The 26,692-nt window shown below is 69.5% G+C and carries 23 protein-coding genes and 2 pseudogenes; 12 read left to right on the top strand and 13 right to left on the bottom strand.

The features are described from left to right. Window positions 1-153: 153 nt before the first annotated feature. Window positions 154-417 carry a hypothetical protein gene (locus ACF08F_RS33735; protein WP_392302332.1) on the bottom strand — a complete coding sequence of 88 codons (264 nt, stop codon included), beginning with the start codon at window positions 415-417 and terminating at the stop codon, window positions 154-156. Continuing rightward, window positions 407-613: a hypothetical protein gene (locus ACF08F_RS33740; protein ID WP_392302333.1), complete on the bottom strand. Its 207-nt coding sequence runs from the start codon at window positions 611-613 to the stop codon at window positions 407-409. Before ACF08F_RS33740 ends, ACF08F_RS33735 begins: the two co-directional genes overlap by 11 nt. A gap of 372 nt (window positions 614-985) precedes the next feature. Between ACF08F_RS33740 and ACF08F_RS33745 the strand changes: the two genes are divergently transcribed. Beyond that, window positions 986-1,903 (top strand): NADP-dependent oxidoreductase, encoded by a 918-nt coding sequence (locus ACF08F_RS33745; protein ID WP_392302358.1) that lies wholly within the window; start codon window positions 986-988, stop codon window positions 1,901-1,903. On the opposite strand, the gene ACF08F_RS33750 is transcribed toward ACF08F_RS33745, so the two are convergent. From ACF08F_RS33750 to ACF08F_RS33760, 3 genes are all read right to left on the bottom strand, one after another. Then, entirely contained in the window at window positions 1,890-3,170 is a 1,281-nt protein-coding gene (locus ACF08F_RS33750) for an ATP-binding protein (protein WP_392302334.1), read from the bottom strand. The genes ACF08F_RS33745 and ACF08F_RS33750 overlap by 14 nt on opposite strands. A 16-nt stretch (window positions 3,171-3,186) precedes the next feature. Further along, window positions 3,187-3,945 (bottom strand): two-component system response regulator CseB, encoded by a 759-nt coding sequence (gene cseB, locus ACF08F_RS33755; protein WP_392302335.1) that lies wholly within the window; start codon window positions 3,943-3,945, stop codon window positions 3,187-3,189. Between the two features lie 66 nt (window positions 3,946-4,011). Then, window positions 4,012-5,028, bottom strand: coding sequence for an endonuclease/exonuclease/phosphatase family protein (locus ACF08F_RS33760; RefSeq protein WP_392302336.1), 1,017 nt, complete (start codon window positions 5,026-5,028; stop codon window positions 4,012-4,014). Window positions 5,029-5,742: 714 nt separating this feature from the next. On the opposite strand from ACF08F_RS33760, the gene ACF08F_RS33765 reads away from it, so the two are divergent. Further along, window positions 5,743-6,276: a hypothetical protein gene (locus ACF08F_RS33765; RefSeq protein ID WP_392302337.1), complete on the top strand. Its 534-nt coding sequence runs from the start codon at window positions 5,743-5,745 to the stop codon at window positions 6,274-6,276. A 225-nt stretch (window positions 6,277-6,501) separates the two neighbouring features. Here ACF08F_RS33765 and ACF08F_RS33770 read toward each other — a convergent pair whose 3' ends face one another. Together ACF08F_RS33770 and ACF08F_RS33775 are read right to left on the bottom strand one after the other, a co-directional pair. After that, window positions 6,502-6,921 (bottom strand): MmcQ/YjbR family DNA-binding protein, encoded by a 420-nt coding sequence (locus ACF08F_RS33770; RefSeq protein ID WP_392302338.1) that lies wholly within the window; start codon window positions 6,919-6,921, stop codon window positions 6,502-6,504. Window positions 6,922-7,013: 92 nt separating this feature from the next. Beyond that, on the bottom strand, window positions 7,014-8,414 hold the full coding sequence (locus ACF08F_RS33775) for a hypothetical protein (protein ID WP_392302339.1): 1,401 nt from the start codon (window positions 8,412-8,414) through the stop codon (window positions 7,014-7,016). 553 nt (window positions 8,415-8,967) lie between these two features. On the opposite strand from ACF08F_RS33775, the gene ACF08F_RS33780 reads away from it, so the two are divergent. The 4 genes from ACF08F_RS33780 to ACF08F_RS33795 all read left to right on the top strand — a co-directional run bounded on the left by ACF08F_RS33780 (window position 8,968) and on the right by ACF08F_RS33795 (window position 12,599). Beyond that, the gene (locus tag ACF08F_RS33780; protein WP_392302340.1) at window positions 8,968-9,090 is read left to right on the top strand and encodes a hypothetical protein; all 123 of its coding nucleotides are present in this window, start codon (window positions 8,968-8,970) and stop codon (window positions 9,088-9,090) included. Between the two features lie 534 nt (window positions 9,091-9,624). Then, the gene (locus tag ACF08F_RS33785; protein ID WP_392302341.1) at window positions 9,625-10,293 is read left to right on the top strand and encodes a hypothetical protein; all 669 of its coding nucleotides are present in this window, start codon (window positions 9,625-9,627) and stop codon (window positions 10,291-10,293) included. Next, on the top strand, window positions 10,284-10,841 hold the full coding sequence (locus tag ACF08F_RS33790) for a TetR/AcrR family transcriptional regulator (RefSeq protein WP_392302342.1): 558 nt from the start codon (window positions 10,284-10,286) through the stop codon (window positions 10,839-10,841). Before ACF08F_RS33785 ends, ACF08F_RS33790 begins: the two co-directional genes overlap by 10 nt. Window positions 10,842-10,913: 72 nt before the next feature. After that, window positions 10,914-12,599, top strand: coding sequence for an alpha/beta fold hydrolase (locus tag ACF08F_RS33795; RefSeq protein WP_392302343.1), 1,686 nt, complete (start codon window positions 10,914-10,916; stop codon window positions 12,597-12,599). A gap of 695 nt (window positions 12,600-13,294) precedes the next feature. Here ACF08F_RS33795 and dnaB read toward each other — a convergent pair. Beyond that, window positions 13,295-14,695 carry a replicative DNA helicase gene (dnaB, locus tag ACF08F_RS33800; protein WP_392302359.1) on the bottom strand — a complete coding sequence of 467 codons (1,401 nt, stop codon included), beginning with the start codon at window positions 14,693-14,695 and terminating at the stop codon, window positions 13,295-13,297. A gap of 546 nt (window positions 14,696-15,241) precedes the next feature. Here dnaB and ACF08F_RS33805 point away from each other — a divergent pair. Next, a complete protein-coding gene (locus ACF08F_RS33805; RefSeq protein WP_392302344.1) occupies window positions 15,242-15,865 on the top strand; it encodes a hypothetical protein in 624 nt (207 codons plus the stop codon). A 543-nt stretch (window positions 15,866-16,408) separates the two neighbouring features. On the opposite strand, the pseudogene ACF08F_RS33810 reads toward ACF08F_RS33805, so the two are convergent. The 3 genes and pseudogenes from ACF08F_RS33810 to ACF08F_RS33820 form a co-directional block, all read right to left on the bottom strand. Next, window positions 16,409-17,247, bottom strand: a pseudogene (locus tag ACF08F_RS33810) (IS5 family transposase). 515 nt (window positions 17,248-17,762) lie between these two features. Further along, a pseudogene (locus tag ACF08F_RS33815) lies at window positions 17,763-18,098 on the bottom strand (IS5 family transposase); the annotation flags it as partial. A gap of 123 nt (window positions 18,099-18,221) precedes the next feature. Next, window positions 18,222-18,791 carry a DUF6434 domain-containing protein gene (locus ACF08F_RS33820; RefSeq protein WP_392302345.1) on the bottom strand — a complete coding sequence of 190 codons (570 nt, stop codon included), beginning with the start codon at window positions 18,789-18,791 and terminating at the stop codon, window positions 18,222-18,224. 184 nt (window positions 18,792-18,975) lie between these two features. Between ACF08F_RS33820 and ACF08F_RS33825 the strand changes: the two genes are divergently transcribed. Next, window positions 18,976-19,383, top strand: a complete 408-nt coding sequence (locus tag ACF08F_RS33825) for a hypothetical protein (RefSeq protein ID WP_392302346.1) — start codon at window positions 18,976-18,978, stop codon at window positions 19,381-19,383. Between the two features lie 980 nt (window positions 19,384-20,363). Here the strand turns inward: ACF08F_RS33825 and ACF08F_RS33830 are convergent. Beyond that, entirely contained in the window at window positions 20,364-20,708 is a 345-nt protein-coding gene (locus ACF08F_RS33830) for a hypothetical protein (RefSeq protein WP_392302347.1), read from the bottom strand. Between the two features lie 400 nt (window positions 20,709-21,108). Here ACF08F_RS33830 and ACF08F_RS33835 point away from each other — a divergent pair, with 400 nt between their 5' ends. Continuing rightward, a complete protein-coding gene (locus tag ACF08F_RS33835; protein ID WP_392302348.1) occupies window positions 21,109-21,468 on the top strand; it encodes an STAS domain-containing protein in 360 nt (119 codons plus the stop codon). Between the two features lie 388 nt (window positions 21,469-21,856). On the opposite strand, the gene ACF08F_RS33840 is transcribed toward ACF08F_RS33835, so the two are convergent. After that, complete coding sequence (locus tag ACF08F_RS33840; RefSeq protein WP_392302349.1) at window positions 21,857-22,522, bottom strand: alpha/beta hydrolase fold domain-containing protein; 666 nt, start codon at window positions 22,520-22,522, stop codon at window positions 21,857-21,859. Window positions 22,523-22,743: 221 nt separating this feature from the next. Here ACF08F_RS33840 and ACF08F_RS33845 point away from each other — a divergent pair, with 221 nt between their 5' ends. From ACF08F_RS33845 to ACF08F_RS33855, 3 genes are all read left to right on the top strand, one after another. Beyond that, the gene (locus tag ACF08F_RS33845; RefSeq protein ID WP_392302350.1) at window positions 22,744-23,844 is read left to right on the top strand and encodes a serine hydrolase domain-containing protein; all 1,101 of its coding nucleotides are present in this window, start codon (window positions 22,744-22,746) and stop codon (window positions 23,842-23,844) included. Between the two features lie 164 nt (window positions 23,845-24,008). Then, window positions 24,009-25,034 (top strand): hypothetical protein, encoded by a 1,026-nt coding sequence (locus tag ACF08F_RS33850; protein WP_392302351.1) that lies wholly within the window; start codon window positions 24,009-24,011, stop codon window positions 25,032-25,034. Then, the gene (locus ACF08F_RS33855) at window positions 24,989-26,140 is read left to right on the top strand and encodes an FG-GAP repeat domain-containing protein (RefSeq protein WP_392302352.1); all 1,152 of its coding nucleotides are present in this window, start codon (window positions 24,989-24,991) and stop codon (window positions 26,138-26,140) included. The genes ACF08F_RS33850 and ACF08F_RS33855 overlap by 46 nt, the downstream gene beginning before the upstream one ends. Window positions 26,141-26,692: the final 552 nt, after the last annotated feature.

The raw sequence follows: 26,692 nt of genomic DNA on the forward strand, positions 1-26,692 counted from the left end.
ACCTCTTCGTCAACAGGGAGCCTTGTGGGCCGCAACCCGATCGCTCTATGCCGTACCGTCCTCCCGCCCCGTCGTCGGACCGTTCTCGCGCCACGACCGAAACCACCCCGGCCACACCCCGGTGAACGCGCTGGCGACGGATGCGTCGGGAGCTCAGTCCACCTCGACGTAGGTGACGATGAGGATGCTGCCGAGCGCGGTCGCGTAGAAGATCACGCGGATACCATCGTGCTGGTAGTCACGCAGCGCGGACGCGGTGGCGTGCGCCTTCACGACGGTGGGGTCGGCCGCGATCACGTTGAGCGCCGTGTCCAGGCAGCCGGTCTGCTCGGTGGTGAGGACGCGAACCTGCGTCTCGGCCGGCTCGATGAAGACGATCCTCGGGCGCCGGCCGCCCCGGTTGTGCTTAGGCGACACCTTGCGCCCCGCCATCGCGCTCGGGCAGGCCCTGCTCGGCCCGAATGTCGTCCCAGTCACGGCACCGGTCCAGGTCGATCCCTTCGGCCGCGAGGTTCTCGAGGACGTAGGCAAGCACCGGGTTCCCGGGGAACTCGGCGCGCGCGGCGTCGCGCAGCTCGCGCTGCTCGGCCTCGTCGAAAGTCAGGTGCGCCACGGTGGCCCCCTCGTGGATCGGGTACGCCCTTGAGGCTAGCGCAGCAGGCCTTTCGCCGGGGGCGAGTCCAACTCTCGGCCCTCGGCTTGCCGAATCTGTTCCTCCACCCACTTCTGCTCAGCTACCGCGCCACTCTCCAGGTCCTCCCGGGTTCCGGAAGCTCGTCGTCCCGCAGGTTCTCTCCACGGCAGTTCACCGCATCCCGGTAGGCCTCGCGAACCCCACCAGGTGATGGTCCGCAAGGGCCGCACACCAGGCTCCCACCCGCCACTGCTTCCGGGCGAGCCTTGCGATGTGTCCGGGGCTCACCGTGCTCAGATGGAGCGGGGGCCGAACGGTACGGGAGAGGCGTCGCGGATGTCCGAGGGCACTATGAGGGCGATGACGTATGAGACCTACGGCGGGACGGAGGTGCTCCGTGAGACCCGGTTGCCCCTGCCGAAGGTCGCCCCTGGCGAGGTTCTCGTCAAGGTCCGATGTGCCGGGGTGAACCCGGTCGACTGGAAGATCATGGCGGGCGGCCTCGACGGCCTGATGGATGTCTTTCACCCGGTGGTTCCTGGTTGGGACGTGAGCGGCACCGTGGAGCGGCTCGGCATCGACGTGCCCGAGTTCGCGGTCGGCGACGAGGTGATGGCCTACGCCCGCAAGGACTGCGTGCACGGCGGTACCTTCGCCGAGTACGTCAGCGTGCCCGTACGTGCTCTCGCCGCCAAGCCGGCCTCGTTGAACTGGGCGCAGGCCGCCGGACTGCCGCTGGCCGGCCTGACGGCCCACCAGCTCCTCACACGTCTGGGGACGACCTCCGACGACACCGTTCTCGTGCACGGCGCGGCCGGCGGCGTCGGGTCCCTCGGCGTGCAGCTGGCCCGGGCACGGGGAGCGCGGGTCATCGGCACCGCCTCCCCGCGCAACCACGATCGGTTGCGAGGGCTCGGCTGCGAGCCCGTCGCCTACGGCGACGGGCTGACCGAACGCGTTCGTGCCCTGGCTCCGAACGGAGTCTCGGTTGTCGCCGACTTCGTGGGCGGGGTACTGGACACCACCCTGGCTGTTCTGGCCGAGGGCGGGCGGCATGCTTCCATCGCCGACCACACCGTCCTCGGCGCCGGTGGCCAGTGGATGTGGGTCCGCCCGGACAGCGAGGACCTCGCGGCTTTGGGCAGGCTCGCGGACCAGGGCCGGCTCACGGTCGATGTCGCCGCAATGTTCCCGCTCTCCGAACTCGCCGCGGCCTTCACCCTCAGCCAGGAAGGCCACACCTCAGGGAAGATCGTCATCGAGGTCTGACCCCGGACCCCGGACCGTGAACCGGGGTCGACGCCAGGTCGAGGGTGGCGGTCGCGCCTGCGCCGGGGGCGTTGGCGAAGGTCAGCCGGGCCCCGAGGACACCGGCCTGCCCCAGTGCGATGGTGAGTCCGAGGCCGTGGCCGCGACCCCGTGCTGAGGTTCCCGTGCGGAAGCGCTGTGGTCCTTCGTCGAGGAGCGTGGCGGGAAAGCCGGGCCCGTGGTCCCGTACGGCGATCCGGGTGCCTGTGACGGTGACCTCGACGGGGACTGCTCCGTGCCGGTGGGCGTTGGTCACCAGGTTGACCACGATCCGTTCCACCCTTCGCGGGTCGGTCTCCACCACCTGGGCGTCCCTGGTCGTGACGAGGGTCTGCGTCCCGGTCCGGCGCACGACGTCGGCGACCAGATCCCCCAGTGGTACGACGTCGGTCCGGGCCCGTTCGGCCCCGGCGTCGAGCCGGGAGATTTCCAGGAGGTCCTCGACCAGACCGTTCAGTGCCGAGGCCCGGTCGCGTACGAGTTCAGCCGCTTCGTCGTTCTGCGGGAGCAGTTCTGCGGCGGTGGACAGGCCCATCAACGGGGTGCGCAGTTCATGGGCGACGTCTGCGGTGAATCGCCGCTCGTTCTCCAGCTTGCGCTGCAGGGTTTCGGCCATCATGTCCATGGCGGCCGACATCTCGGTGATCTCGTCACGGGCCCGGCCGCGGGGGCCGATCCGGGCGTCGAGGTCACCGTCGGCGATGGCCCGGGCGGTGCGGGAACCGTGGCGCAGCCGGCGGTTCATCGGTTCGGTGGCCAGGGCGGCGAGCGGCACGATGACCGCGAGGGCGGCCAGCACGGCTTTGATGATGCTGCGGTCCAGGAGCTGGAGGCTGCGTACCTCGGTACTCATGTCCGTCCGGGCGACGAGTACGCGGTTGCCCTCGACGGGCATGGCCGCCCATAGCCAGTACCAGTTGGGGGGCTTTCGGTCGTACCAGGTCGCGTACAGGTCGTTCGGGTTCTTGGCGGCCAGGGCGTGTGCGAGGGGCGCGTCGAGCTGCTGAGGGGTACGGATCTCGACGTCGATGGGCGCGGTGCCCGTGCGGGCGTATTCGCGCTCTGCGGCGGTCAGGCGGGCGGCGACGCGTTGTTCACCGGTCCGGTCACCGCGTTCGGCTATGGCTTGGTGGACGAGTACGCCGATCACCGCGGCCACCGCGCAGCAGGCGGTCGCGGTCAGGGCTGCGATCTTCCAGCGCAGGGCGCGTGGGTTGAGGAGTGCCATGTGCCGGGTCGGCCTCTCAGTCGCGGACGAGTTTGTAGCCGAAGCCGCGGACGGTCTCGATCCGGCCGGTACCGATCTTCTTGCGCAGGCGTAGTACGCACAGGTCCACGACCCGGGTGTCGCCTTCCCAGCCGTAGTCCCAGACGTCGCGGAGCAGCCGTCGGCGGTCCAGCACGATCCCGGGTGCCGCGGCGAACTCGAGGAGGAGGCGCAGTTCGGTGGGGGTCAGCGGCACGGGCCGGCCGTCGCGATGTACTTCCAGACCGATGGTGTTGACGGCCAGGTCGCCGAAGACCAGTACTCCGGGGGTCACCGCGTCGGCTTGGTCCGTGCGTGCGTGGGTGTCCGTGGGGCGGGTGGGATGCTTACCTGCTTGTTGAGGTGGTTGGAAGCTCGCGCGGCGCAGCAGCATGCGGATGCGGGCGACGAGGACGGCGGTGTCGACGGGTTTGACGACGTAGTCGTCGGCGCCCGCTTCCAGTCCTGCGACGACGTCGAGGGCGTCGCCGCGCGCGGACATCATCAGGATCGGTACCGAGCTCTCGTCTCTGATCCGTCGGCACAGCCCGATACCGTCGAGTTCGGGCAGCATGACGTCCAGGATCAGCAGATCATGCGTGCCGGCCCGGAAGACCTCCAGGCCGGCGAGTCCGTCAACGGCCACCGTGACCTGATAGCCGTAGCGCTCCAGGAAAAGCTGGACGGCGCGACGGATGACGGCGTCGTCCTCGACCACGAGGACGCTGATGAGACCTGGTTCGGGGATGACCGACATGTCACCTGTCTATTTCATGCGCGATCATATGTTTCGTCATCTTAGTCACTTGCTCGGGCGGTCCGGTCACAGCCTCAGCGAGGCCGCGACGGGGAGGTGGTCGCTGCCGGTGGCGGGCAGCGACCAGGAGGAGGCGGGGCTCACTCCCCTGACGAGGATCTGGTCGATGCGTACCAGCGGGGTCGATGCCGGCCAGGTGAAGCCGAAGCCGGCGCCCGCTTCCCGCTGCACGGAGCGCAACTGCGAGGTCAGCGGCTTCAGCGCGGTGTCCTCGCTCGTCCCGTTGAAGTCGCCCATCACCACGACGCGGGGCAGCTGCTCCGCAGCCACGGCCTCGGCGAGATTCCTTCCCGCCTCGTTGCGGCGGGCGGTGGCGAAGCCGGTGGTCGGGGTGACACGTACCGACGCGAGGTGAGCGGCGAATACGGCGACGGGGCCCTTCGGGGTGTCGACCGTGGCCCGAACCGCACGGGTCCAGGGCATGATCGGCACGGGTTCCACACGGTGCAGCGGGTACGTGCTCCACAGTCCGATGCCGAGGTGCACCGAGTGGTACGGGTGGCTTGCGGCCAGCTCACGCTCGTACACCGGTGTGGTCTTCGCAGACAGCTCTTCGAGAGCGAGCACGTGCGCCCCGGACCGGGCGAGGGCACGCGCGGTGCGCCCGGGCTCCCGGTTCGCCTCGTCCACGTTGTGCGTGAGCACGATGAGGTCTCCGCCGGCGGAGCTCTTGTCGACGACGGCACCGCCGAAGAGAGAGACCCAGACGACCGCGGGCGCGACGACGGCGACGGCCGCGAGCCGGGAACGTCGAACCGCCGCCAGTATGAGCAGGACCGGGACGCTCAACCCGGCCCACGGCAGGAACGTCTGGAACAGGCTGCCGAGCTGGCCGACCTCGTTGGGAATCCGGGCGTGCAGCATCATCAGCAGCGCTCCGCCCAGTGCCGAGGCGGCGATCAGCCGGCCGCGACGGCCCGCCGGGACCCTGCCTGCGCGCGACCGTGCGCCGTCCCGTTTCCGGGGCAGGTCGGCGGGCACCGCTCGGGTGGCGGCATCGGGGCGGTGGGGAGTGCTCAGCATGTCAACGGCCTCCTGCCTCACGTACACCGGCGATCGGGTACGGGCACACAGTCGCGTGACCACCCTTCCAGCCGGTCCGAGCACCGCTTCGAACGCCCCACGGCTGTGTTTCAACTGGGTATCGACGCGAGCTCGCCCCCGGTCCCGGCCACCGGAGGCGGCTCTGGCCCCGGTTGCGGCGCCGGTTCCGGTCCCGGTTCCGGGCAGGTTCCGGGCACGGCCTGATGCGGCTCCTGGCTGCCGCGTCGAGAGCCCGCTTGCGCGCGGTGCCGGGACCAGGTTCCGCCTGCCCGGCTCCCCCACCGGTGCGAACCGGAGGTGCTGCTGCCAACTCGACGCGATGTGGCGATACGAACTGCGCGGCAAGGGCCGTTGACGCCCCCGCCTGGGCGCGGGCCTCATGTACGGGGTGGGGAAGCCGGCGCCCGTGCTCGCGGCGTGGCCGTGCAGTCGAGGCGGGCCCGGGGAGGCCGGGTGTCGCGCGGGAGGAGTCCGGCGGCGTCGGCGTTGTCGGACCCCGGTGCTAGGGCGTGTTGCGAAAGTAGCGCCGGCCGCCCGAAGGGCGGGCCCGACGGCGTCTGGTGCGTGCGATCGCAAGGCGGAGGGTCGCCCCGATACTGGATGTATCGGGGTGATCCCGACAACGCGGCGAGCGTGCGTGCCAGGCGCCGTCGGGCAGGCGGGACTTTCGCAACACGCCCTAGCGTCGCGATCATGGCAAACCGTTCGTATCTCTACTCCGCAGACTCCCTGCCGGACGATGCAGGCATCCCCCAGCAGATCCGATGCGTATCCGAGCACAACGGGGACATCCCGCTCGCGCACAAGCTCATGGTGGGGCGCGGCACGACCATCGTCCCGTCCATGATCTGGAACCCTCCGATCGGCATTGCCGCGGACTACGCCGGCGGCGCGGACCTGCTCCGCGACCTCCTGCGCGTGGTCGGCAAGGGTCTGGAGGACGACGCCGACTTCGCCGCATGCGTTGCCCGGACCACGGCGCACCTCGAGAAGCAGCAGGCGAAGTACTTCGTCCTCGAGACCGGGGAGATCGTCTCCATGACGGGCGACGATCCGGCGGCGAGCGTGCGGCATCTGGCGTCCGAGGACATCCCCGACGCCGTCGCCAGGGCCGAGGCCGCGATCGCCGGCCGGAACGACGACTGGCTGGCCTCGGTGCGGGCCGACTGGGAGAGGCACTTCGCGTCCTTCTACAGCGAGGCGCTCTACTTCTCCTTCCCCGACTGACCGCCGGCGGCACGGTGCCGGAAGGTCAGGCCACAGTCCGTCGCCGTGCCTGCTTCGGGGTGCGGACGAGACGACCTCTCCTGACACGAACCGCTGCACCGGATTCGCAGCGAGGGGCACGCCAGGTAGGTCGACGGAGCCGGCGCGGCGTACTTGCATGCCGTCGGTGGAGAGCACCGGTCCATCGCCGGGTTGCACGGCTCCCCCCGCGGACAGCCCCTTCGGTCAGTCGAGCGGCGGCAGGAGGGGGAGGCGGGCGGCGAGGAATTTCGGGGCCATCTCGCGGTAGCTGTCGGTGATCAGTTCGGCGAGTTCGGTCCAGTCGGTGTGCTCACCGAGGACGGCGACGACACGGTTGTGGCCCCAGTCGGCGCGGCGGAAGGGGAACCCGGGGGCGGTCAGGCCGAGGAGGTCGTCGGCGGGTACTCGAAAGGTCATCACGACGGGGTCCTGATCCGCGGTCGCGTACGCGGCGTAGTTCGGGGAGCGTTCCACGTCCGGTGAGTAGACATGGGCGAACGTGCGTGTGCGGATCCGCCAGCGCATGCCGATCCAGGCCGGTTCCTCGTAGGACTCGGGCAGCTGGCGGCAGATCGACCGCAGCCTGTTCAGAATCTCCGGCGGCACGTCTCCAGGACTGGACATGGGCCGACACTATCGACCGCCGCCCGTGGCGTGCCAGGCACGGTTGGTGGGGGGCTGCACAGGGATGGCTGCGGTCCGGTCGACCAGCCGTGTCAGCTCGCCGTGGCGCGGTCGAGGAGGCGTTCCATCGTTGCCACCGGCAGTGCGGGGTGTGCGGCCGCTGCGTGGACGACCCTGGGGTCGGCATTCGTGAGCAGGGCCTCGATGACGTCCGGTGGTGAGGCCGGGTGGGACGCGATCGTGCGGAGCGCCTTACGCGCGGGTCCGGTGTCCCGTGCCATCCGGCGGAGCAGCTGGGCGGGGCAGCCAGGGTTGTGAGCGATGGCGCCGTACACAGGTGGTCCGTGGCGGTCGGCGATGGCGGCGAGCTGGTGGCCGGTGAGACCTGGGTGGGGTGCGATCTTGCCGACGACCCCGATGTCGGTGTCTTCGGCGAGCCGGTCGACGAGCCGCGCGGGAAGGTCCGGGCGCGTGGCGACGAGGGCACGCACCTGGGCCACGCGGCTCGTGGCCAGTGCGTGCAGTTCGGGCTCGGTCGCGTTCAGGATCCGCGGCAACGGCCCCTCCGGGAGCCTTCGGCGGCCTGCGAGCGCGGTGAGGCAGGCCAGGGGTACGGACGGGTTCTCCGCGACGGCCAGGCGGACGCCGGGGTCGGGGTCTTCGGCGAGTCCGAGGATCAGCGGTTCACCGATGCTGGGATTGCGGGCGAGGGTCTGCCGTACGAAGGCTGCCGGGTGGGTGGCCAGGCGGGCGTGGAAGGCGGCTGGGAGGTCGGTCCGTTCCGCGATCTCGGCCGGTGCCGCGGCTTCCTCGGCGTCGAGGAAGCTCTCGAGACCAACGGTCGGTACGGCTGGGTTGGCAGCGGCGGCCAGCCGGATCCTGCGGAGGCCCGGGGCATGGTCGGGGCAGCCTTCGGTGCGGTGGTGGCATGCGGCGCAGCGGGTGGGCGCGGGGGTACCGCCGTCGGCGAGGAGCGCGGCGAGCAGCTCGGGCGGGGTGCGGTCGTTGTACGCGAGGCTCACTCGGACCACGACGTGGGGGTGGCGGGCGAGTTCCTCTGCCAGGTCGGCAGGCAGGTCGGCGGCTTCGGCCGCCCGCTCGGCCACGGCCGGGTCGGGATCGCGGGTCAGGGCGGCGAGGACGTCGGGCGGCAGGCCGGCGACGTAGGAGGCCAGGTCGCCACGGACTTCCGGGTCGTGGTGCGCGGCGAGTTCGCGCACCACTGTTTCCGGTGCGATCCCCGCCTGGGCGGCGGCCTGCAGGAAGGAGGGGTCATGGCGTGGCACCTCGGTCCAGGGGACCTTGCCGCGCGCGATCAGCGAAAGGACGTCGACGTCTTCGTGGGCCAGGAGGATGCGTGCCTGGGGCTCGGACAGGTCGTCGCGATACGTCAGTTCGTGGCGCACGTCTTCATCGCCCGTCCTCGCGAGCCGCTCGAACAGATGGCCCGGGAGGGCCGGGTTGGCCGCGATTCCGCACAAGACGTCCTGCACCGGATCTCCCTCACATGCCTCTGAACGGACCCGTCACCCTCGTCCTGCGGGTGGAGCGCCGGGACCGGCGAAGGGTGTGACGCCGCCGGAATTCGGATCCGGGTCTCCCGCCCCGGCGGACCGGCGACCGGGTGCCCTGGGCCGCCGGCCGACGAGGGCTGCGTCGGCAGCGTACGGGCCGGAACAGGTGAGCCGCACTGCGATTTCGATGTCGGCGGCCGGTGATGCGGTCCTCAAGCCCGCAGCGGAGTTCGCGCGACGGCTCCTGCTCCGCGAGCGTGGTGGTGCCGTCAGCCGGTGGCCCAGCCGCGGGTGGTGCTCATCATCACGACAGCGCCTCGCCGTTCCGCACCGTCGGTGCGGGGGCAGGACGCCGGAGCCGTTTGCTCCGCCGGAACGGCGGTATGGCAGAGGCATGGCGAGAAGACTTTCCTTTCCGGTCCCGGTCCTCACCGTCGACAACCCCCAGCGCATGGACCGACCTGTGACTTCCAGGTGGGTCGTTTGGGGCGACCTACAGGTCTTTCCGGGCGAAGCGTTCTCTTCTCTGAGCGTGAGCGCCGCCGAAACCGGTGCCGCCGAGGTCATCGGCGCACGCCTGACGGCCATCCAGAAAGGGAGAGACCCCGGCTCCTGGTACCTGGTGGCCTACGGGACCGCGCTCTCGTACGGATAGGGCAGGGCGGTCGGAGCGCACAGCAGGGCGCGGCGAACCTCCGAGCAAGGCTCAACAGGCGTTTCAGCGGAGTCCGGCGGCCCCGGCGCAGTGGGTTGAACGGGAAGGCGCGGACCGGCCCGTGCCGCGCGGTCCCGCTGAAGAAATGGTGATCGACGGCGAGGCAGAGCCGGTGGCCGTGAAGCTGGTCGCGGGGGTCTCGAACACCAAGGCCCGGCGGGAAAACTCGCCCAGAAACAGCTGGAGGCAGTGCGGGAACTCGTCGTGCAGTGGGCGTGACGCCGGCACCAGTCCGTTGAACCGAACCGCATGAGGTGCTGGGGCGCGACGGTCCCAGCACCTCGGCAGCTACCGACCGACACACTCACGCCGGGGCTACTTCGACGTCTTGGCCGCCTCGCTGCGCGCCTGTGCCACCTGCTTCCGCTCCGCTCGACTGGCTGCACGTGCGTCGTACAACCTTGCGAGGCCCTCAAGGATCAGGCGGGTGCGGCATGGATCGCCGCTCTCACGATGCCCGAGGGGAAATCCGCTTTGTCCCAAGCCCGTTCGCCCCACCGCCACCTCACCGGCGCCGTCGCCGTGGCCCTCGCCGCCGCCTGCGTGGGCACGCTCACGACGGGCGCGGCGGGCGCCGCGACTCCCGGGGCCACGACGACCACCACCGTGTCGCTTGGTACGGCCCAGGAGGGCGTCGCCGCGCTCCTGCCGGACTCCGTGGTCCTCGGCCACGGGCCGAAGGGGTTCCTCACCTCGCACAAGGACGGCGTGACCGGCGCGACCGTCCACCGGTGGACGCGGTACGCGGACGGCGTCAGCACCGTCCTGCCCGTGGGCGCGTACCGGGGCGGACTCGGCACGGACGTGGTCGTGAAGACCGAGGGCAGCACGTACACGCTGTACGACATGGCCGCGGGCACCGCACCCACGGTCATCGACACGAGCTCCCTGGGCGCGACCGCCACGCTCTCCGCGGTCCACGGCTCGACCCTCGTCATGCGGGTCCCGCGCGCGGCGGGCGGTGTCGACCTCCGCCTCGTCGGCAAGCCGGACGGCCCGCTTGAAGACCGTGTCGTCACCGGAATCGCGCTTCGTCCGCGACGGCTCCTTGCTGTCCTGAGGAGCGGGAGGCCCCGGAAAGGCGCACCCAGAGAGACATTGAGAGAATATGTAGATCGGTCTACAGTAGCTTCATGGGACTGAAGGGCGCCGAAACGCGCGACCGATTGCTGGACGCGACGCAGGAGTTGATCGAGGCCGGGGGTTACCTCGGCGCCGGGCTCAACCAGGTGATCGCGGCCAGTGGCGCGCCTCGCGGCTCGCTGTACTTCCACTTCCCCGGCGGCAAGGACCAGTTGGTCGGCGAGTCCGTCCGACGGGCCGGGCGCGCGATCGGCGGTGAGCTGGAGAGCCTGGCGGACTCCAGTCACTCGGTGACGGAGTTCGTCGAAGCGGTACTGCGCCACCTGGGCGAGCGGCTGGAAGAGTCAGGGTGGCACAAGGGGTGCCCGGTGGCCACCGTCGCGCTGGAGACGGCCAGCACCAACGACCCGCTGCAGGAGGCATGCTCGGAGGTCTACACGTCCTGGGAGGCGGCTCTGCGCGCGCGGCTGGCGGGCCACCCGGACGGCGACGACCTCGCCATCACCATCCTGGCTCTCGTGGAGGGTGCACTCCTGCTGGCCCGGACGCATCGCAGCAAGGAGCCTCTGGACCGGGTCGCGCGCCGGATCGGCGCCCTGGTCGGCTGATACGGCCCGCCGTCACCGGCGGGTCTTTTACTGCCTCAAAAATATGTAGACCGATCTATTAAGGAGAGTTCCATGGACGCGATCGTCTTCGGCGCGACCGGCTTCATCGGCCGTTCCCTCGTCGCCGAGCTGCTCGCCCGAGGCCAGCGGGTGGCGGCGGCCGTACGCGACGACACCCTCACCTCCTGGCTGACCTCTCAGGGCGTCGACCTCCGCCGACTGGAGATCGTCACCGCCGACATCACTCGACCGCTCGCGGAACTGCCCGACGTCCGGGACGTGTACAACGCAGCCGGCCGCTTCGCCTTCGGCCTCAGCGAGCGGGATGCGCGGTCGGTGAACGTCACCGGGGCGCTGAACGTGGTCGAATGGGCCGCCACACTGCCCCGGCTGCGCAGGCTCGTGCACATCAGCGGATACCGGGTGAGCGCAGCCGACGGTCACCCCGACTACGCAGAACTGGGGGCCTACGAGGCCTCGAAGCTCGAGGCCGATCTCGCCGTACGGGCCCGTGCCGAGGCGCTGTCGGTGCCACTGACCGTCGCCAACCCCAGCACCGTGATCGGGCCGGGCCAGTACATCGGCCTGGCCACCCTCGTCGAGGACCTGTGGAACGGACGGCTCCCCGCACTGCCCGGAGGATCCGACACCTTCCTGCCGGTCACGACCATCGACTACCTCGTGCGGTTCCTGGCGGAGATTCCCGCGTCCCCCGCGGGTGAGCACTACTGGGTGCTCGACGACGACACCCCGCTCCTGCCCGACCTGATCGGCACAATGGCCGCTCACATGGGCGTACGGGCACCTCGCCGGACCATTCCCGTCGGCCTGCTGCGGCGGCTGCCGCAGCGGTTGACCGGTGCCGACCCCGAGACCCTGTCGTTCCTGTCGGCCGACCGCTACCCGACGGCCTCCGCCGATGCCTTCGCCGCGCGCATCGGTCTGGAGATGCCTTCGGCGACCGAGGCCCTGCACACCTGGGCCGACGACCTGGTGGCCGCCCGCTTCGGTTCCGCATCACCCTGGCAGAGCCAGTACGGCTTCCACACCGTCGCCGGCGCTCCCACCTGGGTGACCGGCGACCGGCATCGACCCTCCCACGTCCTGCTGCACGGCCTGCCGATGAACGGCGACCTCTGGAGGCCCGTCGCCGCCCACCTCCCCGGCCCGGTGCTCGTCCCCGACCTGCCCGGCCTGGGCCGCTCGGCCCCGTCCACCTCGTCGATCGACGCGTGGCTCGCCGATCTGACGGGCCCGGTGCAGACCCAGCCCGTACTGGTCGCGCACTCCCTGGCCTGCGGGACCGCGCTCCGCTTCGCCGTCGACCATCCGGACCGCCTCGGCGGCCTTGTCCTCGTCTCCCCGGCGTTCCTTCAGGCGCCCGCCCCGCGGCTCGCCCGCTCCGTCGTGGCCGCGCCGATGCTGCGCCGCATGCCACCTCCTCGGCTGGCCCGGACGCTCGGCGTCCCCGACGGACCGGAGGTGCGGAGCGCTGCGGCCGACCTCAGACGCCCCGGCGTGGCGCGTCGCGTGGTCGCATCCCTGCGCGGGGACGCCGCCGAGCGTAGCGAGTGGCGGGCTCTCCTCGACCGGGTGACCGTCCCGGTCCAGATCGTCGTGGGTTCGACGGACCCGCTGACCGAGGCCGTCGACGTCCCGGTGATCGAGATCGCCGGGGCCGGCCACTACCCCCAACTGACCCACCCCGCCCAGGTCGCCCACTCCCTTCGCGCCACCGGCGCTCCGACCAACGGGTGAGCTGGAGCCTGCCTCTTCGATGGTCGGGGCCGATTGATCGGACGGGCCCGTCCGGTTGGTGATCAACGCCATTGATGGATCACCAACTCATTGGGTTCACTCGTCGAGGACGTAGCGAACGTGGGGGCGCAGCCGGTGACGATGTGCGGCCGACGTTGTCGGCGGCGATGGATCTTCCCTGTTTCCACAGGGAGTTCGGCCTGGTTCCTGGCCCGCGGGGGTGCGGAGGACCGTGTTGAGGGTCGGCGTTGACCAACTCGTCCGGTTTCAGCTCGGGTGAGTGCGAGGGCAGGAAGTGCAGCTCGGTCTCGTCGTCAGGCGTGATGCGTGCTCGGATCTTGGACGGGAGGCCGTGTGAACGCGGAAGGGCGCAGCCCGTGGAAATCATGTGATCCACCGCAAGATCGTGAACGTCGCGCCTGCATGCCATCCTGCCCAAATCGGGCATGTCCCTGCCGGTCGCGGGCCTCCTTCCACTGCGCGACATACAGGCGGTCACCGTCGGGGTATCCAGCGCCTCGCCCAGCGTCTGCCACTCATCGCGCCCGAGCCGCCGCCACACCGCCCCCGCGGCCCCGGCCGGGTCGGGGGTGATCCGCTCCAGCTCGGTGACGACCACCAGCACCGCCTGGTGGTCGTCGCCGGCCGTGATCCCGCACGAACCCCACCTTTCGTCCTGCCGCAGCGTGCCAGGGTCAGTCCTGCGCCATTTCGACGAAGCGCCCATAGTGTCCTTGGAAGGCCGTTGTGAGGGTGACGGTGGGCCCGTACCTGTGCTTCGCGACGATCAGGTCGGCTTCGCCGGCGCGGGGTGTGTCCTTCTCGTACATATCTTCGCGGTGGATGAGGATCACGAGGTCGGCGTTGTCTTCCAGAGCGCCGGAGTCGCGGAGGTCGCTGAGGAAGGGCACCTTGTCGGTGCGCTGTTCGGGGCCGCGGTTGAGGGTGGAGACGGCGATGACGGGGATCTGGAGTTCCTTGGCCAGGTGCTTCAGGCTGCGGGCGATCTCGGAGACCTCTTGGTAGCGGGATCCGAGGGGGCGGGTGCCGTAGTTGAGCAGCTGCAGGTCGTCGACGGCGATGAGCTTCAGCCCGTGCCGGCGGTGCAGGCGTCGGCAGTGTGCGCGGAGCTCGGTGAAGTTGGCGTAGGGGTCGTCCTGGAGGTAGAGCGGGGCGCTGGCAATTGTGGGCATCCGTTTGGCGAGGCGGGTCCAGTCGTCGTCGGTCATGGTGCCGGAGCGCATGTGGTGCAGGGCGACGCGGGCCTCGGCGGCCAGGATCCGCATGGTGGTGTCGGTGCGGCGGGACTCCAGTACGAAGAAGGCTGCCGGCAGGTTGTGCTTGATGGCTGCGGAGCGCAGCAGGTTCAGGGCGAGGGTAGAAGATCCCATGGAGGGGCGGCCGGCGATGACGATGAGCTGGCCCGGGAAGAAGCCGCCAGTGAGGGCGTCGAGGTCGCTGAAGCCGGTGGGGATGCCGGCGATCGCGCCGGGACGTCGGCCGATGGCCTCGATCTCGTCCAGGGCGCCTTCCATGACATCGCCCAGCCGGTGAGACTGCGGGATCCGGAAGCGGCCGCGGTCGGTGGCGGCGAAGATCTCGGCCTCGGCGGTGTCGACGAGGCGGTCGACGGTCTCGGCGGTGACATCGGTGGTGAGGTCGTCGATGCGGGCGGCGGCCACCCTCATGCGGCGCAGCACGGCCATGCCCTGGATGGTGCCGGCCGCCTGCACCCAGGCGTCCTTGGACGTGGGCGTGCTGGCCAGCCTCTGCAGATACACGTGGCCGCCGACGTCGGCGAGTTCCTCGTGCTTGGCGAGCTGGTCGGCGACGCTGCGCATGTCAGGGTCTTCGTCGCGGGCGTAGACCTCCAGGATCGCCAGGTAGATCCGGCCGTGGGCGTGGCGGTAGAAGTCGTCGTGGTGGAGGAGTTCGACGACGCCGGCGATGGCCTCGGTGGAGCGCAGCATCGCACGCAGCACGGTCGCTTCTGCATCCAGATCGTGAGGAGGCTGCGGGGTCGGGGGGTCGTCCTGGGGCACGGGTCTCCTCCACGTCGGCCCGACCAGCGGGTCCTTGCTCTCAGCAGCGTCCAGCGTAGCGACGGCTCAGGGAGGCCGTACGGGTTCAGGACAGCCGGCCGCAGTCGGCTCGGGCCCTTGCCGCCGCCTTGCCTGCCCGACGTCGGCCGGGGGTACAGCGGTCGGCCGTTCGGTGCCGGAGGGGAAGAGGTGCGTGGGCTCATGCGGAGCCGAGTCCGCCTGGCATCGGAGGATATCGGCGAGCCGCGCGTCCAGGTGCGGGGCCCGGGCCGCTGCCGCAAGGGCGTGCGGCACGCAGGCCCGGGCCGGCCCCGGCACGTGGACTTCCCTGCCGCAGCTGGGGCCGCCACCCGCTGCCCGCTGTGCCGCCCCGGTGCCGCCACGGCGCCTCCGGGCGGCGTGCTTGGCATGGCGCAGTGCGATCACCGCCAGTTGTCACTGAGGCAGGCTTGTTGTCACTGGCAAGGCCGTAGGGGCGGACGGGTGAGACTTGGCAACGACGACTTCGCCCACTACGCGGCATGAACGACCGGCCTGCGGGCCTGAGGTGAGCCCCGGCAGTGTGGAACCGGGCGCCTGAGGCCGCACGTCCCCCCGTACATGCTGATCGTCCTGGGGATGCTTTTCGCCGTCGCGCCCGCCGTCGTCTGGACGACGATCGCCCGCACCCGCCCTGTCGGCTTCGCGATCGGCGGCACGCTGCTCGCCGGAGCGAGTCTGCTGATCTGCGTCCAGCAGGGCTGGATCCACGTCCCCAGGCCCGACGCGCATCTCGTGTTCACGATCCTGGCACCTCTGCTCATCGCCTGCGGTGCGGGACTCGAAGGCCGGAACGACAACTCCCCTCCCCCGGAATGGATTCCCCGCCGCAACGGAGCGATCGGCTTCCTGGGGATGCAGTTCGCCCTCACCCTCGTGGCCAGCCTCCTGTATGCGCTGATGCTCGGCGAAGGCTCGGATGCTCCGCCGTCCAAAGCACTCCCCTCATTGCCGCCAGGCATCAGCACGGTCAACGAAGGCACCAGCTGCGGTTCCGGCGGTTGCTGGCGCGTTGCGACGGTGAGAAGCGGGGACGGATTGTCCCGCCCGGAGATCATCCGCGAACTCGGCCTCCAGCGGGAGAGCTGCCACTCCAGCGGCTGGCTGCTTGACTGGCGTGACGTGTGTGTCGGAGCCAGGGACAACGGCGAGAACGTCACCATCTACGCCGGCTGGGGATACTGAAAGAGCGTTTCGTCCCGGCCGGGGTTTCTGGTAACTCGGTCGCAGACGCTTGGTACGGGTGTCTTGCGTGCGAAGATCGTGCCGTGTGCGCACCCAGGAAGCGGTTTCGCGCGTGGCCGCCCGAGCCGCCAAGGAGGGGTGATGGAAATGTTCGCAGGGAGAACGGCGCGGCTAGTGGTCGGCAACGACGACGAGGTGCCGTTGGATCTGATGCTGGAGCCCTGGGGTGACGTCCATCGGATCTTGCCGAAGGAGGAGTGCGTCGTTGTCACTCATTCCCCTGCGGGAGATGGATCGTGGCCCGGGACGCAGCTTGGGGACGAGCCGTTCCAGGTTGACCACCGGCGTGACTCGGTCACTGTGTGGGCCAACGGCCACTGCTTCCACCTTTTTGACAGGAGGGGCAACGAAATCGACCCGTACATCTACGGGGGATGCCCTGCCCAGAGCCCGGCCGCTTGAAGGACTGCTTGACCTGGTGGAGCGGTCGTTCAAGTGCTTCGCAAGTGCCCCAAGAACGGGCAGTGATGCCGCACCGCACGGTCAGGTGTCGCGCCGGTTTGGGGTGGATTCGCGGGTGAGCCGTCGGGTCATGAGGTCGATCATCGCGAGGCGGATCATGGCTTCGGAGCGATGTGGGTGGGTTTTGTAGTCGCGGGCGAGGTGGCGGTGGTTCATGAGCCAGCCGAAGGTCCGTTCGACGACCCAGCGGCGCGGGATGACCTTGAAGCCCTTCTGGCCCGGGTCGCGGCGGGTGACCTCGACGTTGATGCCGAGGGTGGCGCCGTGTTCGATGGCCTTGGTCCGGTAGTCGGTGTCGGCCCAGGCCTTGGTGATCCTCGGGTGAGCTTTGGCGATGTGCGAGAGCAGGTGGATTCCGCCGGCGTTGTCGGAGACGCTGGCTGCGGTGACCCAGACGGCGAGGAGGAGGCCGAGGGTGACGACGCCGATGTGGCGCTTGCGTCCTGCGATCTTCTTGCCCGCGTCGATGCTTGGCCGGTGGCCGGGACGTCGGCGGAGGTCTTGACGCTTTGAGCGTCCAGCACGCACGCGCTCGGTTCGGCGTCCCGGCCTGCGGCCTCCCGGACCGCTCGGCGGAGCAGGCCGTTGAGCTGGTCGAACACGCCGTCCTTCTGCCAGGCGGCGAAGTATCCGTAGACGGTTTCCCACGGCGCGAAGTCGTGGGGAAGGTAGCGCCAGGGGATCCCGGTCCGGTCCACATACACGACCGCGTCCATGATGCGGCGCAGGCCGTGCTCGGGCGGCCGCCCGATGTCCAGACCCTTCCCTCTCCGCTCGGCCCGCCAGGCCGACACGATGGGCTCAAGCAGTTCCCATCGGGCATCAGACAGGTCACTCGGATACGGCCGCTGTCGAGACATGTTTCGATAGTTCCGTCGAACGACGTCCCGCCACAGGGCGCAAACAGGGGTGAGCGGGGGCGCCTTGGGATCAGGCAGGAGTGAACGGGCCGAGACGTGCCCGGCAATGGCGTCAGCTGCCTCCCACGTCACGGTTGGCCGCCCTGGCCTCAGGAGTCACAGCCCAGTCCACTACCCAAGCAACCGCTAAACACTCCATACGGGATAAAACGCTCTTTGAGAGGCCGTTTCCGGCCGGACGCGATGGTCCTCAACGAGGACCTGTGACAAGCCGCATGCCTCACTGGTGACAATCAGGCTGCTTCGACCGGTCTCCTGCACCAGCCCAACAAGTTCTGCCGGTACCAACTGCCGTGCTTCGACACAGGTTCAACCCGCCGGCACGACGCAGCGCCACACGCCCCCACCTGCCGCTCACCTGAGGGCGCTGGGAGCAGGGTTCTCTGCCACGGTGTTTCGCCTTGGTGTTCTGCCGTTCCGGCCCCCTTTGACGCGAGTCCCGACGGCGGTCCGGTCCGGGCACCGGCCGCGTGCTGATGGGCCCGCACGATGGTGCAGTCCACTGAGACGTCCCAGTCGATCACGCCCGCGGCATCGGCGGCGGCCTGGACCTGCTGCAGCAGACGCACCCAAGTTCCGTCGGCCGACCACAGGCGATGGCGTTCATAGAAGGTCTGCCAAGGGCCGTACTTCTCGGGAAGATGCTTCCGCCGCACGCCTGTCCGCACCCGGTGCAGGATCCCGTCCATCACCTGCCGGTGATCCCGCCACCGGCCACATCGCCCATTGTTCACCGGCAGGAACGGGCGCAACCGTTCCCACTCGGCATCCGTCAGACCGCCCCGCCCCATGCCCGCAATGAAGACCCAGGCGCGGAGCGGTCGCATGATCGCCCGGACAGCTCCTCAGCGGCGAGGGGGCAGCGTGGCATGCCTCGAACGTCGTTACGGCGCCCAGTCATCGCTCCGACCCGGTCACCTCGCTGCCGGGCTGCGAGGTCGGCCGCGGTGAGCCCTCCAAGCGGCGAGCGCTTCGGTGCGACTGCCGGCCGGATGCTCGGCGTGCCAGTCACGCAGGAAGCGGTTGAGCTCGAACTGTGCGCCGATCTCCTGAATCTGGGAAGCAGTCCGGCGGGTGGCATGCCAATGGGCGACGGCGTCGGCCAATGTGCGCCCTGCACCTTCGGCAACAAACGCTCGCATGCACGCATCGAAGTGGAAGCTCGGGCCGATCTCCCGGCGGAAGTACTCACGCAGCACCTGGCTGCACCGCTGGCCCTCGGGAATCGCAGTGGAGCCGTTCACCGGCGCGGCAAGCTGGTGGCCGGTGCCGCGCGTCCGGGGTGGCGCGGCCACCGGGGCGACGCCGTCCAATGCGGCCCGCAGCCGCTGCGTCAGCGCCGCCTTCCCACCGCTCCGCGAGACCCCGATCTCCCGGGCGAGCGCGGTCAGCTCGGCCAGCGTCCAGTACCAGCGTGCCAGCTCGTCCCCGCTCAACGCCGCACTGAGCTCCGGTCGCGTCTCAGCACCCACGTTCGAACTCATGTCCCCATGGTAGGTGTTCCGTCTCATCAGGTACTGCAGAGACAAGGCTGCTGACCTGCAGGCTGGCGGTGAGTCAAGACTCACCGCCAGGACGTGGGCGCATGGAACCGGTTTCGTCGACGCTGCGTCTGAGGGCCAGGAAGGGGGCGGCGTGATAGCTCAAGGCAGGGCCCGTCGTCGTCGCGTGGCGGCTGTTTCGATGCGCGCGCGGCTCGTCGCGGTAACGCTCACATCCTTGTTGGTTGCCGGTTGCGGCATGCTGAACGATCCGGTCAAGGAACGCTGGGAGTCCAGAACCGAGTTTTCACGTTGTGGCGAGGTGAGCCTGGATCAGGGTGAGGAGATGCGGAAACAGGCGGCGCGGGAAATTGCCTGCCTCCAGCGAGCCCTCAAGAACGGCGAGAGTGCGGAACTGAAGGTGGCCTATCCCACCGTGGAGGGTGACCCGATTCGCGAGTACTATCGCTTGACGCCGCAAGGCAGGCTTGAGGTGTACACCGACAGCACAGACGATCAGTACTCGGACCAGAAGTGGTCGTTCGCCGAGTGCTACACCCCGGAATGGCTGGCTGAGATCTCCTGCGATCGATGACCAGCGCCAACTACCCCATCTGGCGCGATGAGGTCGCCTGTTGACTCCCAGCAACCGACGGGAACCACCCGACAGACGCTCGCACGCTGAGGCGCATTCCCCAGGAACTGTCCCCGCTGCGTGATCCCGGTCCGTAGGGCGAGGCCTGCGGGGACGTTCATACCTCTTCCCATTCGTGGACGCGGCCTCCGCGCCACCCGCCCCCTCCCCGTCTCATGGATCACATCTCGCGGTCCTCTGGTTCTGATGCCTCAGGCAATCTGCCCCTGAATCGGTAGACGTCGTGGCGGGCTCCCCAGACCAGGCGATGCAGAAGCGCGGAGAAGTATCCGAGACAAGCAGCCCTCAGCCGAGTCCCGAAGGTCCGCGGGGGCGTGCGTCTGTCTGGCCTCGAAGACGCGCAGCCGCGGCCTTTCCTCCCTGCTCGCTTCACTTCGCTGACCGTCGTGGTGCGAGTGCGGGATATACGTCCCGTGGGGAGAAGAGCGTTCCGCTTCCGTCGGGTGGGACGAGCCAGGAGAGCCCGGACACTCTCCGGCCGGGGGCAGGCACGGCCAGCCAGGTCCCGGTCGTCAGATGCCGAGCAGCGCGCTCCAGCCTCGTGGCGGGGCTGCCTGGAGTCATCAGGAGCACAAGCTCCTGGCGCCTGGTGTCGCGGAGCACCGGGCCGGTTGTCGGGTGCCCGGAGCGTGCGACAGCGTTCAGCAGGCTGTGTCCCAGCGTCTCCGGGACCGCCAAGGCGTCCCAGAGTCTCCCTGCCGGAAGGAGCACCACCCCCTGTTCGTTCAGTCTCCATTCACGCAGACACGCGGTGGGGTCATCCCCCGCGGAAGCCAACCACCGAGCCGACCACAAAGTGGGATTCATCTGCTACCTCGCTTCCGGGATCAGCTGACGAAGTGGCCGACTATCCCCGATCAACAGCGGTATGGGCAGGGAGGCGGAGCGTGGCGAATTCAACCCGCGATTCTTGTGATCTGTCAGACGTTGCCAGTCCCGCTGAGCCATCGCCGGAGCGCGATGTGGGTGGTGTCGTCCAGCGTGCACAGGGCCTCGATGGCGTCGAGGTCGCCCGGCAGGGGCGCGATACCCGCCGTGGTGAGGGCGGCGTGCAACTCCAGCCGACGGCGGTCAGCCGGCTCCAGACGAAGGGACGGGCAGTTCGTAGGCGCAGGCGCGGGCTGCGGGTGGTCGCCGAACGCCGTGATGCCGCCGGCCGTGGACGCCTCCTCGCACCCGTCGTCGATGTACGCGCCGGGGAAACGGTACGGGTCGAGATCCAACAGCGCGGCCGGAGTGTCTTCGAGCGCCTGAAACCCATTCATGAGTGCCTCCGCAGTCGTCGTGGAACTGCAGAAGACGACGACGCGGAGTCAAAGACAGTTGCAACACAAAGTGACATCCACTCGCATGTCCCCTACGCCATCTCGTCACAAGAGAGATGACCTGACCGGCTGGGTACACCGCATAGAGCCCGACATCCCTTTCCGATACCACGAAGTACCTGGCTGAGGGCTGGCCCCTCTCCGGTCAAGAAGCTCGGCGCGGTCGCCCTCATCCGGGTGGAGACTTTCCCTCTTGCGGGGATTGTTGCTGGTCACATGGGGTGAAAGAGCCACGTGGCTCGCTACCCGGGCCACGGCGAGCAGTGTTGATGGAGATGTGAGTACTTCAAACACCGCCCCGATAAAGCCGGCTCCCCTGACCGTCCCGGTTCCTTCTGTCGTGCACGACTCGGGCGCGGACACCGCGCCCTACGTCATAGGCATCGAGTCCTGCACCAGCCTCGGCACCACGCTGGTCATCCAGCTCACCGGAGAGATCGACCGCTACAGCATCGGCCCGCTGAGGGCGCTGCTGGCCTCCGCAGCCGACGACGGCTACACCGGTCTCGTCCTGGACACGGCCCGGGTGGCCTTCTGTGACTCTGCCTTCCTCGCCGTTCTCGAGTGGTGGCCCCAGCGCGGGCGACGTCTCAGGCTGGCGAACCGGTCCAGAGCCGTTGAGCACCTCCTGAACGCGGCACGTGCGACGGGTCTCCGTACCGTCCACGCCGACACCCCCGCGGCGGGGGCCACGGCATGACCTTCCTCATTTTGACCGGCATCCCCGCACTTGCCGCCGTCCTCCTCGACCAGGGGAATCACGGTGCACCTCGCGTGCATCGTCGGATCCCGGTCCGACCGTTGCCTCTCGCGGCGCGGAGGAGGCTCATCCACGGCCACCTGGCGCTTCCGCTCCTGGACGCCACGGCATGAGCGAAGGATGGATGCCCCGGCCCCGCCTGGACCAGGCCCCGGCATCCATCCCCCGCTGCACCGTCTCCATGCACCCCGGCCCGGAAGTCGTTCTGCAGTCCTGGCGCTACCCTCGCGCCGGCCACATCGCCGGTTCCCCCGGAGTCGGAACCCGGGTGAAGTTCAGGGTGCTGGGGGTTCTGGCCTGGGTGCTGGGGCGGTTCACGTCCGCGCTCTCACTGCCCGGCGGTGAGAGCGGCTTTGAGGAAGGCGCCGCCTTGGTGGATGGCGGCTTTGGTGGGCGGACTGTCGCGGAGAGCGTTGAGCGACGCGAAGTCGTGGACTGTTCCGAGGTAGCGGACGGCGGCCACGGCCACGCCCGCTTGCTGTAGCCGGCGCGCGTACTGTTCCGCCTCGTCCCGGACGACGTCGGCCTCGGCCGTGACGACCAGTGCGGGTGGCAGGCCCGCGAGCTCGGCGGTTGTCGCCCGCAGCGGGGAGGCCGTGGCTTCGGCGAGTTCGCGATCGTCGTCCGTGTACTGCTGCCAGTACCAGTCCAGGGCCTTGGTGGTGAGGAGATAGCCGGACCCGAAGTGTTTCCGCGAGGCGGTGCCGAGGTGCGGGGCGGTCATCGGGTAGTAGAGCAGTTGTGCGCGCAGGCGAGGGCCACCGCGTTGCTTGGCCATGAGGGTGAGCGCTGTGGCCATGGTGGCACCCGCGCAGTCGCCGGCCACCGCAAGCCTCCGACCGTCCAGTGCGAAGTCCGGGGCGTTGTCGGCGTTATGGGACCCTCCGCCGTGGGGTCGGAGGGGGATGCCGTACTCGGGTGCAGGCCCGTGGGTGAACTCCTCGACCGGGCAGCGGTGGTAGCGCTGCAGGTGACGCTGAGCGCCTGGCTGCACTTCACAAGGGACACCGGACAGCCCGACCCGCAGAACGATGGCCCCACGTCACCCCGCCGCTCCCGGGCCGAACCCTGATCCTGACAGGCCGTGATGTGTCAAGGGGGGTAACCGCCGTCCCGTTCGGGGGCTGGGCGCAATGATCTTGTCTCGGCATCCTGGCAGACTCGTCGTCAAGCGACTGATCGGCCCACACGGGCCGGTGACTAGGGGGAAGCCTCATGTACCGCAAGCGCATCGCCACCGCAGTTCTGCTTGCCGCGACGACCATCGGGGGGGTCGTTCCCGCGGCGGCGGCCCAGCCGCTCGACCCGGTACAGAGGCAGTTGGACCTGCTCGTCGACGCCGACAAGGTCCCGGGCGCCCTGGCGTACGACGGCAGGAAGACGCGTACCGCCGGTGTCGCGGACCTGGAGTCGGGCCGGCCCATGGTCGATGAGCAGGGGCGGATCCGGGTGGCCAGCAACACCAAGGCCTTCACCGCGGCAGCGGTGATGCGCCTGGTGGCGGACGGGCGGATACGGCTGGACGACCGCGCCGGCCGATACGTGCCACAGCTCTCCGAACACACGATCACGATCAGGCAGTTACTCAAGCAGACCAGCGGGCTGCCGGAGTACACCACGCTGGTCGACTGGACCCGGCCCGGCACACCGCAGGACTATCTGGCTCTCGCGCTCAAGGAGAAGCCCGGCTTCGAGCCCGGCACCGACTGGGGCTACTCCAACACCAACTACCTCGCGCTCGGCATGGTGATCGACAAGGCGTCGGGGATCGGCTTCCGCACGTACATCGAGCGCACGATCCTGCGCCCGCTGCGCCTGGACGACACCTACTGGCCCACGCCCGGCGAGCTGTCCCTGCGCGGGCCCCACGCCCGCAACTACGGCATCCATCCGGCTGCCCCGGAGGCCGGCCGGATGGATCTGACCGAGCTTCCCGGGTACGAATTCGGCGCGTCCGGTGGCCTTGTCTCCACCCCCAGGGACCTCAACGCCTTCTGGGACGGGCTGTTCGGCGGCCGCCTCCTGCCCGGCTGGGCGGTGCGCCAGATGACCCGGGACACCACCGCGGTCGGTGGGCGCGACGTCTACCCGGCGGGCAGCCGCTACGGCTACGGCATCGCCTCGATCCCCCTCAGCTGCGGTGGGGTCTACTGGGGCCACGGCGGCGACCTGCCCGGCAACTCCGTGGGCGGAGGCCGCGCCACGGCCGGCCGCGGAACCGTGACCGTCTACACCACGACCTGGGCGGCCGAAGGCGAAAGCCTGCGCCACCTCCAAGGGGCGGTGGACGCGGCCTTGTGCGCCAAGCGCCGCTGACCACCAGCCACCACGACCACCCGGAAGACCGCCCCCCTGGCCCAACCCGAGCCGATCCCGGCTGCCCCAACGCCCTGAGCCCCGGGGCAGCTGTCCGCAGACGGGTCCCCTGAGCCGGCAGACCCATTCTCCGTGGTGGACTTCGCACAACCCTGGTGGCTGCGGTGAGTCCTGCGGTCGTGGCGCGTGGGTGCCACGACCACAGCGTTCCAGGAGAATCCCCCTTGAAGCACCGCAGAAGCGTCGACCGGCTTGCCCTCGCCGTCTCCCTCGTTCTCACGGCGGCTGCCGGCCCTGCGCTGGCAGCGGGGCTGGCAGCCGCCCTCCCTGCTACGGACGGAGGCCGGGCCGGGGCCGTGGATCGGCAGGAGCCGACTCGGCCGTTCGTCCTCGCCGGCGACGCGCAGCTGTGGGCCGGAAGCCCCTCCGGGTTCGTGACCTATGCCATCCCCGCCGGGTCGACGAAGTACGCCCATCGGTGGCACCGGTCCGCGGATGGGGTCACCACCACGCTTCCTGCCAGTTCCGACGGCACATTCCCCGGTGTCGCCCCCGACAGCGGCCGCGTCGTGGTGCGGACGCAGAAGAACGCCTACCGGATCCTGTACATGGCGGGCGGCGCGCCCGTCGACCTCGACGCTTCCTCCGTCGCGGAGGATCGAAACTTCAGGCTTCTGCTGCAGGACACCCTCGTGTTCTGGAGGACCGGTGTCGGCGGGGAGAGCCTGCGCCTGCTGTCCAAGCCCGCGGGCACGACCGTCCAGCGGCAGGTGACCGGCCTCCCCGCCGGCATGAAGTTCAAAAGGCTCGCGTACTCCCTGCCCGGCACTCTCGCCATCCACTACCAGGTCGCCGTCGGTGAAGCGTCCGAGGGGCATCTGGCCGTCATCGACCTGGCGGAAGCGAAAGTGACCGAAGACCGGGTACTCCCCGGCGCCCAAGGCGTCTCCGACATCGCGGTCTCCTCCACCCACCTGGCGTGGATCGAGCAGGACCACCTCACCGGAGCCAGCACCCTGGTGACCGCTCGCCGTGACACGTGGGAAAGGACACGTCACACAGCCCTGCGCTCTGCCTACTCCACACAGATCGGTCTGCTGGGCGACTGGGTGGTGTACGGGACGCCTGAGGAGCCCTCTCGGCCGTGTCCCTCAAGGACGGCACCGTCATCAGCCTGCTCAAGGACGTGAAGACTCTGGCCGGCGCCGACCAGGGCCTGCTGGCGCAGGGCACGACGCCGGAACTCGGCAGGGGCGTCTACCGGATCGACACCGGCCCGGACGGCCGGCCCGCCGCGGTGTTGTTGGCGACCAACGGCGTGACCACGCCGACCACCCTCGTGACCTCGCAGGCGCCCGCGACCGCCGGCTTCCGCGCTGCCGGCGACAAGGCGGTGCTGCGGTGGGTGTACGGCCGCAGCGACCTGCGGGTGAGCCTGCGCGTCACGCACAAGCAGACGGGCAGGACCTGGACCGCGAACCAGACGCTCCTGGGCGCGGACACCGAAGCGGTTCTCGAATGGGACGGCACTTTCACCAACGGCACGGCGGCCTACAACGGCGCCTACGAATGGAAGATGACGGCCTTCCCGCTCAGCAACATCGGCGGAGCTGTCGAGCGAACCGGCTTCCTGACGGTCGCGAGCGGCAGCGCCAGGCACGACTACTCCGACAGCAACTCCCCCGACCTGCTCGTCCGGACCGGACAAGGACACCTGGTCTCCTACGACGTCCGGCAGCTCCTCGGCCCTCACGCAGCCGACTGGGAACCGACCGAGCGGGGCGGCGGGTGGCAGATCTACGACCAGCTGCTTTCCGCCGGGAACCTCGATGCGACCCCGCACTCCGACATCCTCGCCCGCGACACGTCCGGCGTCCTGTGGCTGTACCCCAGCACAGGCCAGGTGCTCGCCGAGCGGATCCCTGTCGGCGGCGGCTGGAACACGTACGACAGGCTCGCGGCCGGCTCCGACCTCACACGCGACGGCCGTCCCGACCTGATCGCGACCGACCGCTCCGGCGTCCTATGGCTCTACCTCGGCAAGGGCGACGGCACCTTCGCACCCCGCACGAAGGTCGGCGGCGGCTGGGGCGTCTACGGCCAGATCGTCAACATCGGCGACACCGACCGCGACGGACATCCCGACCTGATCGCCGACAGCGGCAACAACGGATACTCCTGGCTCACCGTCTACAAGGGCACCGGCGACTGGAAGGTTCCCTTCCGTCCCGGTCAGTTGCCCGACTACCTCGCCCCCTACTCCAGGCCGGACTCCCCGCAGCCACTCCCTTTCTGACGTCCTGGAAGACTCGGTGGTGCTCCTCCACGCGCGAGGGGGAAGGCATCACGCCCTCCCCGACGCCGCCCGCGCCGAACCGTGCCCACGTGCTTCCGTCACGGTCCGGCACGGCGAGCGGGCCGCGCGAGAGTCTTGGGGCTGTCTCGGACCTCACCACGTCGACCGGGCCGTCGCTTTGCCCGGTCTTCACTGAAGCATAGCCTTCACTTTCAATCCATTGCAACGTGAGTGCGATGCTCGTTGCGTTAGCACCCAGGATCGTTGCAATGAAATCCTGGCGCTGACCTGCATTGATGGAGTTTTGGTGCAACACGCTTGTTGCTCGATCTTTGAATGCAACGTAGCGTTTCTCTTGTCGGAAACGGCGCGGGCGAGAGTCCGGCAGCCGCCCAGTCCGCAGGAGACCAAGGAGTTCGCCATGCAGTTCCCCACCACCGCCCCGATCGCCGTCGTTCTCGACGTCCCCGCGGGCCACATCCGCTTCATCGCCGCCGACCGCGCCGAGACCACGGTCGAGGTCCTCCCGGCGGTCGCCTCGAAGGGCCGCGA

Origin of the sequence: Streptomyces sp. NPDC015130, from assembly GCF_043080005.1 — a bacterium.
Taxonomy (GTDB): Bacteria; Actinomycetota; Actinomycetes; order Streptomycetales; family Streptomycetaceae; genus Streptomyces.

What these genes read in the sequence shown, in the direction of transcription:
- ACF08F_RS33795 (WP_392302343.1), top strand. Translation starts at nt 10,914, where the DNA reads ATGGACGCGATCGTCTTCGGCGCGACCGGCTTCATCGGCCGTTCCCTC.
- ACF08F_RS33750 (WP_392302334.1), bottom strand. Translation starts at nt 3,170, where the DNA reads ATGGCACTCCTCAACCCACGCGCCCTGCGCTGGAAGATCGCAGCCCTG.
- ACF08F_RS33745 (WP_392302358.1), top strand. Translation starts at nt 986, where the DNA reads ATGAGGGCGATGACGTATGAGACCTACGGCGGGACGGAGGTGCTCCGT.
- ACF08F_RS33845 (WP_392302350.1), top strand. Translation starts at nt 22,744, where the DNA reads ATGTACCGCAAGCGCATCGCCACCGCAGTTCTGCTTGCCGCGACGACC.
- ACF08F_RS33770 (WP_392302338.1), bottom strand. Translation starts at nt 6,921, where the DNA reads ATGTCCAGTCCTGGAGACGTGCCGCCGGAGATTCTGAACAGGCTGCGG.
- ACF08F_RS33765 (WP_392302337.1), top strand. Translation starts at nt 5,743, where the DNA reads ATGGCAAACCGTTCGTATCTCTACTCCGCAGACTCCCTGCCGGACGAT.
- ACF08F_RS33790 (WP_392302342.1), top strand. Translation starts at nt 10,284, where the DNA reads ATGGGACTGAAGGGCGCCGAAACGCGCGACCGATTGCTGGACGCGACG.
- ACF08F_RS33820 (WP_392302345.1), bottom strand. Translation starts at nt 18,791, where the DNA reads ATGAGTTCGAACGTGGGTGCTGAGACGCGACCGGAGCTCAGTGCGGCG.
- ACF08F_RS33830 (WP_392302347.1), bottom strand. Translation starts at nt 20,708, where the DNA reads ATGAATGGGTTTCAGGCGCTCGAAGACACTCCGGCCGCGCTGTTGGAT.
- ACF08F_RS33760 (WP_392302336.1), bottom strand. Translation starts at nt 5,028, where the DNA reads ATGCTGAGCACTCCCCACCGCCCCGATGCCGCCACCCGAGCGGTGCCC.
- ACF08F_RS33805 (WP_392302344.1), top strand. Translation starts at nt 15,242, where the DNA reads ATGCTGATCGTCCTGGGGATGCTTTTCGCCGTCGCGCCCGCCGTCGTC.
- cseB (WP_392302335.1), bottom strand. Translation starts at nt 3,945, where the DNA reads ATGTCGGTCATCCCCGAACCAGGTCTCATCAGCGTCCTCGTGGTCGAG.